Annotated in this window: 13 protein-coding genes; all 13 read left to right on the top strand. The window is 60.7% G+C overall.

The genetic code is table 11. The features are described 5' to 3' along the window. The 13 genes from flhF to AACY08_RS03775 all read left to right on the top strand — a co-directional run bounded on the left by flhF (position 1) and on the right by AACY08_RS03775 (position 11,995). On the top strand, positions 1–1,317 hold the full coding sequence (flhF, locus tag AACY08_RS03715; RefSeq protein ID WP_049712164.1) for a flagellar biosynthesis protein FlhF: 1,317 nt from the start codon (positions 1–3) through the stop codon (positions 1,315–1,317). Between the two features lie 106 nt (positions 1,318–1,423). Beyond that, complete coding sequence (gene fleN, locus AACY08_RS03720; protein ID WP_339416596.1) at positions 1,424–2,257, top strand: flagellar synthesis regulator FleN; 834 nt, start codon at positions 1,424–1,426, stop codon at positions 2,255–2,257. Further along, positions 2,254–2,994, top strand: coding sequence for an RNA polymerase sigma factor FliA (gene fliA / locus AACY08_RS03725; RefSeq protein ID WP_049712165.1), 741 nt, complete (start codon positions 2,254–2,256; stop codon positions 2,992–2,994). Before fleN ends, fliA begins: the two co-directional genes overlap by 4 nt. A 168-nt stretch (positions 2,995–3,162) precedes the next feature. After that, positions 3,163–3,537, top strand: a complete 375-nt coding sequence (locus AACY08_RS03730; protein ID WP_015885173.1) for a chemotaxis response regulator CheY — start codon at positions 3,163–3,165, stop codon at positions 3,535–3,537. Positions 3,538–3,555: 18 nt separating this feature from the next. Continuing rightward, entirely contained in the window at positions 3,556–4,344 is a 789-nt protein-coding gene (locus AACY08_RS03735; protein ID WP_090399987.1) for a protein phosphatase CheZ, read from the top strand. An 11-nt stretch (positions 4,345–4,355) separates the two neighbouring features. Next, complete coding sequence (locus AACY08_RS03740; protein ID WP_339468144.1) at positions 4,356–6,581, top strand: chemotaxis protein CheA; 2,226 nt, start codon at positions 4,356–4,358, stop codon at positions 6,579–6,581. 47 nt (positions 6,582–6,628) lie between these two features. Then, positions 6,629–7,765, top strand: a complete 1,137-nt coding sequence (locus AACY08_RS03745) for a protein-glutamate methylesterase/protein-glutamine glutaminase (RefSeq protein ID WP_339468146.1) — start codon at positions 6,629–6,631, stop codon at positions 7,763–7,765. Then, entirely contained in the window at positions 7,765–8,505 is a 741-nt protein-coding gene (locus AACY08_RS03750) for a flagellar motor protein (protein WP_033900785.1), read from the top strand. The genes AACY08_RS03745 and AACY08_RS03750 overlap by 1 nt, the downstream gene beginning before the upstream one ends. Before the next feature lie 15 nt (positions 8,506–8,520). Beyond that, the gene (gene motD, locus AACY08_RS03755) at positions 8,521–9,408 is read left to right on the top strand and encodes a flagellar motor protein MotD (RefSeq protein ID WP_339416591.1); all 888 of its coding nucleotides are present in this window, start codon (positions 8,521–8,523) and stop codon (positions 9,406–9,408) included. Between the two features lie 51 nt (positions 9,409–9,459). Then, complete coding sequence (locus tag AACY08_RS03760; RefSeq protein ID WP_339468148.1) at positions 9,460–10,248, top strand: ParA family protein; 789 nt, start codon at positions 9,460–9,462, stop codon at positions 10,246–10,248. Then, a complete protein-coding gene (locus AACY08_RS03765) occupies positions 10,248–11,039 on the top strand; it encodes a CheW domain-containing protein (protein ID WP_339436302.1) in 792 nt (263 codons plus the stop codon). Before AACY08_RS03760 ends, AACY08_RS03765 begins: the two co-directional genes overlap by 1 nt. 80 nt (positions 11,040–11,119) lie before the next feature. Next, positions 11,120–11,602 (top strand): chemotaxis protein CheW, encoded by a 483-nt coding sequence (locus AACY08_RS03770; protein ID WP_339416588.1) that lies wholly within the window; start codon positions 11,120–11,122, stop codon positions 11,600–11,602. Beyond that, entirely contained in the window at positions 11,603–11,995 is a 393-nt protein-coding gene (locus AACY08_RS03775) for a DUF2802 domain-containing protein (RefSeq protein WP_339468150.1), read from the top strand. It abuts the gene before it with no gap. Positions 11,996–12,100 lie beyond the last annotated feature (105 nt).

A 12,100-nucleotide genomic window follows, 5' to 3' on the forward strand; every position in this document is an offset into this window, starting at 1 on the left:
ATGCAAGTTAAGCGTTTTTTCGCCGCCGATATGCGTCAGGCCATGAAGCTGGTTCGTGATGAGCTGGGCGCCGACGCCGCGATTATCGGAAACCGTCGTATTGCCGGCGGTGTCGAGCTGACGGCTGCCCTGGATTACACCCCCTCGGCACTGGCGCCGCGCGTGCCGAACATGGAGCTCGAAGACGAGCTGCGCAAGACGGCGTCGCGCATTGTCTCGGCCCAGGCTGAACTGAGCATGCGTGGCGACAGCGATGCCACCACCAATCGCCAATTGTTCGCCGGCTTGCCGCTGACGGCTTCCGAGCCGTTGGTTGAGCCGACCTTCAAAGAACCGCCGCGCCCTGCCGCGCCAGCCCCGGCAGCTGGCGTCGACCAGCGTGTGTTCGACTCGATGCGTTTTGAACTCAACGGCCTGCGCGAACTGCTCGAAGTGCAGCTAGGCTCGCTGGCCTGGACGCAGTTGCAAGGCAGCAAGCCGCAACAGGCCAACCTGTGGCGCCGCCTGCAACGCATCGGCCTGTCCGGCCCGCTGTCGCGTGACCTGCTGGCCCTGACCACCGAAATCGAAGAACCCCGCCAGGCCTGGCGCATGTTGCTGGCCCATTTGGCGCGGATGATCACCACGCCGGAAATCGAACCTCTGGAAGAGGGCGGTGTGATTGCCATGGTCGGCCCTGCCGGCATGGGCAAGACCACCACCCTCGCCAAGCTGGCGGCGCGTTATGTGCTCAAGTACGGCGCGCAGAACATCGCGCTGGTGAGCATGGACAGCTACCGTATTGGCGCCCAGGAACAGCTCAAGACCCTGGGCCGAATCCTCAATGTGCCGGTGACCCACGTTGACCCGGGCCAGTCCCTGGCCAACGCTCTCGACCCGTTGCTGCGCAAGCGCGTTGTGCTGATCGATACCGCCGGCCTGCAAGCCAGCGACCCGGCCTTGCGCATGCAGCTGGAAAGCCTGGCCGGGCGTGGCATCAAGTCGAAGAATTACCTGGTGCTTGCAACCACCAGCCAGAAACAGGTTCTTACCGCTGCGTATCATAGTTACAAGCGTTGTGGCCTGGCCGGTTGCATCCTCACCAAGCTCGATGAAACAGCGAGCCTGGGTGAAGTGCTGAGCCTGGCCATCAGTCATGAATTGCCGGTCGCCTACCTGACCGACGGGCCGCGGATTCCGGATGATCTGCATCTGCCGCGCCGTCATCAGTTGGTCAGCCGTGCAGTCAGCGTGCAAATGCAAGAAGAGCCTAGCGAGGAAGCGATGGCCGATATGTTCGCCGATCTTTACCACAGCCCCGCAAAACGGGTGGGTTGAGGTCAGGATGAACGCAATGAAATGTATCTACATCGATGGTCTGCAAACGATTCATGCGGCCAAGCCATGTAGCCTGCGTCTAAGCAAGACAAGGTAAAGAAATAAAATGGGCAGCATGCATCCCGTACAGGTGATCGCGGTGACCGGCGGCAAAGGTGGCGTCGGGAAAACTAACGTGTCAGTGAATTTGTCCCTGGCCCTGGCAGAGCTTGGCCGTCGCGTCATGCTGCTGGATGCTGACCTGGGGCTGGCGAACGTCGACGTTCTGCTGGGGTTGACGCCTAAACACACCCTTGCCGATGTGATCGAGGGCCGCTGTGAGCTGCGCGATGTGCTGCTGCAGGGCCCCGGTGGCATCCGCATCGTGCCGGCGGCCTCTGGCACCCAGAGCATGGTGCACCTGAGCCCGGCGCAGCATGCCGGCCTGATCCAGGCGTTCAGTGATATCGGCGACAACCTCGACGTGCTGGTGATCGACACCGCCGCCGGGATCGGCGAGTCAGTGGTCAGCTTCGTGCGCGCTGCGCAGGAAGTCTTGCTGGTGGTCTGCGATGAACCCACCTCGATTACCGACGCCTACGCCCTGATCAAACTGCTTAACCGCGACCACGGCATGAACCGCTTCCGCGTCCTGGCCAACATGGCCCAGAGCCCGCAGGAAGGGCGCAATCTGTTCGCCAAGTTGACCAAGGTCACGGACCGCTTCCTCGATGTCGCCTTACAATACGTTGGCGCAGTTCCCTACGACGAGTGTGTGCGCAAGGCTGTGCAAAAGCAGCGTGCAGTCTACGAAGCGTTCCCTCGTTCCAAATGCGCATTGGCGTTCAAGGCTATTGCCCAGAAGGTCGATACCTGGCCGTTGCCCGCCAACCCTCGGGGGCATCTGGAGTTTTTCGTCGAGCGATTGGTTCATCAGACGAGCGCAGGACCGGTGCTATGACAGCGAACGGCTACAACGCTTACAAGAAGTCTGCCCGTGACAGCCAGGGCGAGTTGATCGAGCGCTACGCGCCCTTGGTCAAGCGCATTGCCTATCACTTGCTGGCACGCCTGCCCGCCAGCGTCCAGGTCGAAGACCTGATCCAGGCTGGCATGATCGGCTTGCTCGAAGTGTCGACCAAATACGACGCGAGCAAGGGGGCGAGTTTCGAGACGTATGCGGGTATCCGTATACGTGGCGCGATGCTCGATGAAGTGCGTAAAGGCGACTGGGCGCCGCGTTCGGTACACCGCAATACGCGCATGGTCAGTGACGCAATTCGCGCAATTGAAGCAAAAACCGGTCGCGACGCTAAAGATCACGAAGTTGCGGCCGAACTCCAATTGAGTCTCGACGATTACTACGGGATTTTGAACGATACCTTGGGCAGCCGCTTGTTCAGTTTCGACGACCTGTTGCAGGACGGCGAACACGAAGGGCTGCACGAGGACGGCGCGAGCGCTCATATGGAGCCATCGCGCGACCTGGAAGATGAACGCTTCCAGGGGGCGCTGGCGGAAGCGATTGCCAATTTGCCGGAGCGGGAGCGGCTGGTGTTGGCGCTGTACTACGACGAAGAGCTGAACCTCAAGGAAATCGGTGAGGTCCTGGGGGTCAGTGAATCGCGGGTCAGCCAGTTGCATAGCCAGTGCGCAGCCCGCTTGCGGGGGCGTTTGGGAGAGTGGCGAGCGCGCTGACAGGCAGTGTGGGGACACTGCAGACGATACCGCGACGGTGATTGACCGTCGCGGGTTCGACCCGTGGTGGCCCCGGCAGTCCTTTTTGTGTAATGCCTGTTGAATGAAATGGCGCGTCCAGGTGCTGGGCGCGTTTAAGACTGCTTGGAGGTCGAATTGGACAAGAACATGAAAATCCTCATCGTTGATGACTTCTCAACGATGCGGCGGATCATAAAAAACCTGTTGCGTGACCTTGGGTTCACTAACACGGTCGAGGCGGATGACGGCATCACAGCCATTCCGATCCTCAACAGCGGCAGCATCGACTTTCTGGTAACAGACTGGAACATGCCGGGCATGACCGGTATCGACTTGCTGCGCCACGTGCGTGCTGACGAAAAGCTGCGCAGCCTTCCTGTGCTGATGGTGACCGCCGAAGCCAAGCGTGAGCAGATCATCGAAGCCGCCCAAGCCGGGGTTAACGGTTACGTGGTCAAGCCATTCACTGCATTGGCCTTGAAAGAGAAGATCGAAAAAATCTTCGAACGCATCCACGGCTAATGCCATCGCGGGGGAGCTATGGAGCATAAAGAAACGTCACAGGGAGACTTTGAGTCAACCCTGAAAAAGCATGCTCACCAGTTGGTCGACAGCCTTGAAAAAGGCCATTTCGGCGACGCGGTGCAGTTGATCCATGAGCTCAACCAGACCCGTGACCGCGGCCTGTACCAGGAAGTGGGCAAGCTCACGCGCGAGCTGCACAGTGCGATCGTCAATTTCCAGATTGACCCGCATATGCCCCAGGCCGAAGAAATTTCGCAAATCACCGATGCCACCGAACGCCTGTCGTACGTGGTCAGGCTGACTGAGGCGGCGGCCAACCGCACCATGGACCTGGTGGAAAATGCCACGCCCCTGGTCAATGGCATGGCCACCGAAGCCCAGGCCCTCAGCGTTGACTGGGGCCGCTTCATGCGTCGCGAAGTCGGGGCTGAAGAGTTCCGTGAGCTGGCGCGTCGGGTCGAAGGTTTCTTGTCACGCAGCGAGCAGGAAAACCGCACGGTTTCCAGCAACCTCAACGACATTCTGCTCGCCCAGGATTACCAGGACCTCACCGGCCAGGTGATCAAGCGTGTGACCCAGTTGGTCACCGAAGTGGAAAGCAACTTGCTCAAATTAGTGCTTATGGCAGGCCAGGTAGACCGTTTTGCCGGTATCGAACATGACCGCGAAGCGATCCTCTCGGAAAAAGATCCACAAAAACATCTCGCCAAGGGTGAAGGTCCGCAGATTCATGCCGATAAACGTGAAGACGTTGTATCGGGTCAGGATGATGTTGATGACCTGTTATCCAGTTTAGGCTTCTAAGGAGCACCCACATGAGCTTCGGCGCCGATGAAGAAATCCTTCAGGATTTCCTTGTAGAGGCCGGCGAAATTTTAGAGCAACTGTCCGAACAGCTGGTCGAGCTGGAAAGCCGACCAGATGATGCGAACCTGCTCAATGCAATTTTTCGCGGTTTTCACACTGTAAAAGGGGGCGCCGGCTTCCTCCAGCTCCATGAGCTGGTGGAGTGCTGCCACATCGCCGAGAACGTGTTCGACATCCTTCGCAAGGGGGAGCGTCACGTTGATTCGGAGTTGATGGACGTGATTCTCGAAGCACTGGATGCGGTCAACGGGATGTTCAGCGAAGTCCGCGAACGTGCCCCGATCACCGCGGCCACGCCGGAACTGTTGGCTGCCCTGGCACGTTATGCGGAGCCCGCCGACCTGTCGGCTGCGCCGTTAGCAGAAGCGGCGCCCGAGCCAGTGGCTGAGGCCGAGCCGGACGTGACTGACAGCGAGTTCGAGCAGTTGCTCAACTCCCTCAGTGCCGTGAAGGCCGAGGCAGAAGCACCGCCTGCGCCTGTTGCCGCGCCAACCAGCGAAGACATCACTGACGCTGAGTTCGAATCCCTGCTCGACCAGTTGCATGGCAAAGGCCAGTTCGCGGCCGACGCCGTGCCGCCTGCTGCTGCTGCTGCTGCTGCTGCGCCGCAAGCGCCTGCCGCTACCGCCAGCACGGACATCACGGACGATGAGTTCGAAGCGTTGCTGGACCAACTGCATGGCAAGGGCACCTTTGCGGCCGACGCCTTGCCGGCGGTCGGTGCGCCGGCTGCAACACCGGCTGCCAGCGCCGCACCTGCCAGCGCCGCCCCCGGCGCTGATGGCCTGATTTCGGATCACGAATTCGAGTCGATGCTCGACGAATTGCATGGCAAGGGCAAGTTCAGCGAAGTTGCCCCGGCCGCTGCAGTCGCCACGGCTGCACCGGTGGCTGCCAAAGCCGCTGCGCCAGCACCAGCGGCCAAGCCTGCTCCAGCACCGACCGCAACGCCGGCGCCAGCGCGTGCCGCCGCCGCACCGGTTGCGGAAAAACCTGCCAGTGAAGCCGAAACCACCGTGCGCGTTGATACCGCGCGCCTGGACGACATCATGAACATGGTCGGCGAACTGGTACTGGTGCGTAACCGCCTGGTGCGCCTGGGCCTGAGCAGCGGCGATGAAGCCATGCAAAAGGCCGTGTCGAACCTGGATGTGGTGACTGCCGACCTGCAAACCGCCGTGATGAAAACGCGGATGCAGCCGATCAAGAAAGTCTTCGGCCGCTTCCCACGTTTGGTTCGCGACTTGGCGCGCCAGTTGAAGAAAGAGATCAACCTGGAGCTGGTGGGTGAAGAAACCGACCTCGACAAGAACCTTGTCGAGGCCCTGGCCGACCCGCTGGTCCACTTGGTGCGCAACGCCGTCGACCACGGCGTGGAAACCCCGGAAGAGCGCGAAGCCTCGGGCAAGTCCCGTGGCGGCAAGGTGATCCTTGCGGCGGAGCAAGAGGGCGACCACATCCTGCTGTCGATCACCGATGACGGCAAAGGCATGGACCCGGCCATATTGCGCAATATCGCGGTCAAGCGTGGCGTGATGGACAAGGACGCCGCCGACCGCCTGACCGATAGCGAATGCTACAACCTGATCTTTGCCCCGGGCTTCTCGACCAAGACCGAGATTTCCGATGTGTCTGGCCGCGGTGTGGGCATGGACGTGGTGAAGACCAAGATCAGCCAGCTCAACGGCTCAATCAACATCTACTCGACCAAGGGCCAGGGCTCGAAGATCGTCATCAAGGTGCCGTTGACCCTGGCGATCATGCCGACCCTGATGGTGATGCTGGGCAACCAGGCCTTCGCCTTCCCGCTGGTCAACGTCAACGAGATCTTCCACCTCGACCTGTCGCGCACCAACGTGGTGGACGGCCAGGAAGTGGTGATCGTGCGCGATAAGGCGTTGCCACTGTTCTACCTCAAGCGCTGGCTGGTCGCTTCGGCTGCCCATGAAGAGCAGCGCGAAGGCCATGTGGTGATTCTCTCCGTGGGCACCCAGCGTATCGGCTTTGTCGTCGATCAGTTGGTTGGCCAGGAAGAGGTGGTCATCAAGCCTTTGGGCAAAATGCTGCAGGGAACCCCGGGCATGTCGGGTGCGACCATCACCGGTGACGGTCGGATCGCGCTGATTCTCGATGTTCCGAGCATGCTCAAGCGTTACGCCGCTCGGCGTATTTGATTCTGGTGGGGCAGGGCGGTTAGCCCGCCCCGCCTAACGGAGTGTTTATGGCAGTCAAGGTCCTGGTGGTGGACGATTCGGGTTTCTTCCGTCGCCGCGTCTCGGAAATTCTTTCCGCCGATCCAACGATCCAGGTGGTTGGCACGGCCACCAACGGTAAAGAGGCGATTGATCAAGCCATTGCGTTGAAACCGGACGTGATCACCATGGACTACGAGATGCCGATGATGGATGGCATCACGGCAGTTCGGCACATCATGCAACGCTGCCCAACCCCGGTATTGATGTTCTCCTCGCTCACCCACGAAGGCGCCCGAGTGACCCTCGACGCGTTGGACGCTGGCGCGGTGGACTTCCTGCCGAAGAATTTCGAAGACATCTCGCGCAACCCCGAGAAGGTCAAGCAGATGCTGTGCGAGAAGGTGCACAGCATTTCGCGCAGTAACCGTCGCAGCTTGTTCAGCGCGCCAGCGCCTGCACCGGTGGTGGCCCCTGCTGCACCCGCTAGTTCCTCATTCAGTCGCCCAGCCCCAGCCCCAGCCCCGGCCTCCGTTGCACGGCCTGCCGTGGTGCCGACACGTGCGTCTGCGCCAAGTGCACATTCGCCTGCACCCAAGCGTAAAGCCTACAAGCTGGTTGCTATCGGTACGTCCACGGGCGGCCCGGTTGCCCTTCAACGCGTATTGACCCAACTGCCGGCCAACTTCCCGGCGCCGATCCTGTTGATCCAGCACATGCCTGCCGCCTTCACCAAGGCCTTTGCCGAGCGCCTGGACAAGTTGTGCCGCATCAGCGTCAAGGAAGCCGAGGATGGCGACATCCTGCGTCCTGGCCTGGCGCTGCTGGCCCCGGGTGGCAAGCAGATGATGGTGGATGGCCGTGGTGCGATCAAAATCCTGCCGGGCGATGAGCGCCTGAACTACAAGCCGTGCGTGGATATCACCTTTGGTTCGGCCGCCAAGTCCTACGGCGACAAAGTTCTGGCGGTGGTGCTCACCGGCATGGGCGCCGACGGCCGTGAAGGCGCGCGCCTGCTCAAGCAGGGCGGCAGCGCCATCTGGGCGCAGGACGAAGCCAGCTGTGTGATCTATGGCATGCCCATGGCCATCGTCAAAGCGGACCTGGCCGACGCCGTTTACAGCCTGGACGATATTGGCAAGCATCTGGTGGAGGCCTGCCTCTGATGGATGTCTTGAGCCTGATCGGCATCATCATGGCGTTTGTCGCAATCATCGGCGGCAACTACCTTGAGGGCGGCCACCTCGGCGCCCTGGCCAACGGCCCGGCGGCGCTCATCGTGATCGGCGGCACTGTGGGCGCGGCGTTGCTGCAGTCGCCCATGAGCTCGTTCAAGCGCGCCATGCAAATTCTGATATGGATCATTTTCCCACCTCGCGTGGATCTGCCAGGCGGCATCGACCGCGTGGTCAACTGGAGCCTCACCGCACGCAAGGAAGGCCTGCTGGGCCTGGAAGGCGTGGCCGATGCCGAGCCCGACAGTTACGCGCGCAAAGGCTTGCAGTTGCTGGTGGACGGCGCCGAGCCGGAAGCGATCCGCAGCATCCTGGAAGTGGATTTCTACACCCAGGAAAGCCGTGACATCAACGCCGCCAAAGTCTATGAAAGCATGGGCGGCTACGCGCCGACCATCGGCATCATCGGTGCGGTGATGGGCTTGATCCACGTGATGGGCAATCTCGCCGATCCATCGCAACTGGGCAGCGGCATTGCCGTGGCATTTGTCGCCACCATCTACGGCGTGGCGAGTGCCAACCTGGTGCTGTTGCCGGTGGCCAGCAAGCTCAAGTCGATTGCCATGCGCCAGTCGCGTTACCGCGAAATGTTGCTCGAAGGCATTCTGTCGATTGCCGAGGGCGAGAACCCGCGCTCCATCGAATTGAAGCTCCAGGGCTTCATGGATTGATGGGAGATATCGATTATGAGCCGTCGCCGTCGCGAGCCTGAAGAACACGTCAACCATGAACGGTGGCTGGTGTCCTACGCGGACTTCATCACTTTGCTGTTCGCGTTTTTCGTGGTGATGTACTCGATCTCGTCGATTAACGAAGGCAAGTACAAAGTCATTTCCCAGGCGCTGATTGGCGTGTTCAACGACGCCGACCGCGCCCTCAAGCCGATCCCGATCGGCGAAGAACGGCCCAAGACCGTGACCCCGGCCAAGCCGCTGGTCAACGACAGCGATGAAACCGCTGCTGGCGTGGGTGGCACCAGCGATCCGCTGAAAAGCATCGCCGACGACATCAGTGCTGCGTTTGGCGACTTGATCCGTTCCAACCAGATGACCGTGCGTGGCAATGAGTTGTGGGTGGAGATCGAGCTTAATTCCAGCCTGCTGTTCGCCAGCGCCGATGCGATGCCCAGCGACCAGGCATTCACCATCATTGATAAGGTAGCGGCGATTCTGAAGCCGTTCGAAAATCCGATCCACGTTGAAGGCTTTACCGACAATTTTCCGATCGCCACCGCGCAGTACCCGACCAACTGGGAGCTTTCGGCAGCACGGGCGTCGAGCATCGTGCGCATGCTCGCGATGCAGGGCGTGAACCCCGGGCGCTTGGCGTCGGTAGGGTACGGCGAGTTCCAGCCGGTGGCCAATAACGCCACGGTAGAAGGCCGCGCACGCAATCGTCGGGTGGTGCTGGTGGTGTCGCGCAACCTGGATGTGCGCCGCAGCCTGACCGGTACCGGCACCGCCAATGCAACTCCGGATGCCGCGTTGAGGCGGGCTGGCACACAAACTGCACCGGCACTTGCAAAGCCGCCGGTTCGTCAGAGTGCCGTCAATTCTCCGTCGCCGGCTCAATAACCCTATGCAATGTCTCGGTCGCGCCTGTGCCCGCCGGGAGGAACTAACCGAATGAGAGTCTGGGCAGTTGCCAATCAAAAAGGTGGAGTCGGCAAGACCACCACCTCCATCGCCTTAGCCGGTTTGCTCGCTGAGGCGGGCAAGCGTGTGGTCGTGGTGGACCTGGACCCTCACGGCTCCATGACCAGCTATTTCGGCTACGACCCGGATGCGCTGGAACACAGCAACTACGACCTGTTCCTGCACAAAGGCAGTGTGCCTGCCGATTTGCCGGGCCAACTGCTGCTGCCTACCAGCAGCGAAAGCATTTCCTTGTTGCCCTCCAGCACCGCCCTGGCCACCTTGGAGCGCCAGTCGCCGGGGCAGAGCGGACTGGGCCTGGTGATCGCCAAGACCCTGGCGCAACTGTGGCAGGATTTCGATTACGCGATCATCGACAGCCCGCCGTTGCTTGGCGTGTTGATGGTCAACGCCCTGGCAGCCAGCCAACAACTGGTGATCCCGGTGCAGACCGAACACCTGGCGGTTAAAGGCCTGGAGCGCATGGTCAGCACCCTGGCGATGATCAACCGCTCGCGCAAGCAGGCGCTGCCGTACAGCATCGTGCCGACCTTGTTCGACCGCCGTACCCAGGCGTCCCTCGGCACCCTGCGCGTATTGCGCGATGCCTACCCGGATACCATCTGGAACGGCTACATCCCGGTGGACACGCGCCTGCGTGACGCCAGCCGTGCAGGCCTCACACCGTCGCAGTTCGACGGCAAGAGCCGTGGCGTACTTGCCTACCGCGCATTGCTCAAGCACCTGCTGTCCCAGCAGCTTGTGGCGCAGGTGGCGTGATGAACCGGCCCACCAAACTCAAGACCCGGCCGCAACTGGCACTGGAATCCTACCTGGATGCCTTGCTGCAGGATGCGACCGCGGAAGAACTGCCGGAACCTATCCTGGTGCTGGAGCCGGCTGTTGAACCATTAGCCGTGCTGGATGAATTCCAGTTGGCGGTACTGGAAGAGCAAGCCCGAGATGCGCAGGTCGTGGTGCCGATTACGTCGGTTGTGGTCGCGCCTGTGGTGGTCGCACCCGTCGTGGTCGAGCCGGTGGTGGACGTGCACCTGCCGCCGAGCATCACGCCGCCGCCGGTGACCGGTGATGGCCGCCCGAGCTGGGCTGCAGAGCCGTTTGAATGCCTGCTGTTCGACGTCGCCGGGTTGACCCTGGCGGTGCCGCTGGTGTGCCTGGGCTCGATTTATTCACTGGAAGGCCAGGAACTGACGCCACTGTTCGGGCAACCGGAGTGGTTCCTCGGCATCCTGCCCAGCCAGGCTGGCAACTTGAAAGTCCTCGATACCGCGCGCTGGGTCATGCCTGACCGCTACCGTGATGACTTCCGCCAAGGCTTGCAATACGTGATCTCGGTGCAGGGCTACGAGTGGGGGCTGGCCGTGCATCAAGTCAGCCGCTCGTTGCGCCTGGACCCGAACGAAATCAAATGGCGCAGCCATCGGGGTCAACGGCCTTGGCTGGCGGGCACCGTGATTGAACACATGTGCGCGTTGCTTGATGTTTCCGAACTGGCCGAGTTGATCGCCAGTGGCGCCGCCAAGTCGATGCCAATAACTAAACGTAGTTGATTGAACAATAAGGGCCGCATGTGAATGCGGTCAGCGAAGCACACACGCCGTGTAAAACGGCATTTGAAGGGGTCAGTGGTATGAACAAGTCAGCGTCCGCACAAGGTTTGGATGATCCGATCCTGCAATGGGTTACCTTCAAACTGGACAACGAGTCCTATGGCATTAACGTGATGCGCGTGCAGGAAGTGCTGCGCTACACCGAGATCGCCCCGGTACCGGGTGCGCCGAGCTACGTGCTGGGCATCATCAACCTGCGCGGCAACGTGGTGACGGTGATCGACACCCGCCAGCGTTTCGGCCTGGTGTCCACCGAAGTCAACGACAATACGCGTATCGTCATCATTGAGGCCGACAAGCAAGTGGTCGGGATCATGGTCGATAGCGTGGCCGAAGTGGTCTACCTGCGCCAATCCGAAGTTGAAACCGCGCCCAACGTGGGTAACGAAGAGTCCGCCAAGTTCATCCAGGGCGTGTGCAACAAGAACGGCGAGCTGCTGATTCTGGTTGAGCTGGACAAGATGATGAGCGAAGAAGAATGGTCGGATCTGGAGAACATCTGATTGTTTCTTGAAGCAGCGGTAGTTGTCCTGGCCCTGTTGTGGGCCGGGACGTTGGCATTTCTGCTGCGCTATGTGCGCCAGCAACGCGAGTTGTTATTGCAGCAGGCCGAGCGCGATGCTGTGCGTGACCGGCGCGTGCTTGAGTTGGTAAAGCGGGTCGATCATTTCCAGCAGAGTGCGGTGAAGGTTGGGAATGAGGTGCATGAACTGCGCGCGATTCTTGCGCCGTTGCCGGATAAGCTGTCGCAGATTGAGCAGCGGGATCCATCGAGTCTGTCGTTTGCCCAGGCCGCCAAGTTGGTGGGGATGGGGGCTACGGTGGATGAGCTGACGCAGTCGTGTGGGTTGACTCAGGCTGAGGCGCAGTTGATGAGTAAGCTGCATAAGAGCTGATTGGGTTTTGAGTACATATCCGTTACCTAAAAAACGGATATGTACTCAGTCATCCAATTATTTTCCCATTCCATGGCTTTTTTCTCCCCGCCAAAGGTCCACATC

It is taken from the genome of Pseudomonas sp. EL_65y_Pfl1_R83 (assembly GCF_963970695.1).
Taxonomy (GTDB): Bacteria; Pseudomonadota; Gammaproteobacteria; order Pseudomonadales; family Pseudomonadaceae; genus Aquipseudomonas; species Aquipseudomonas tritici.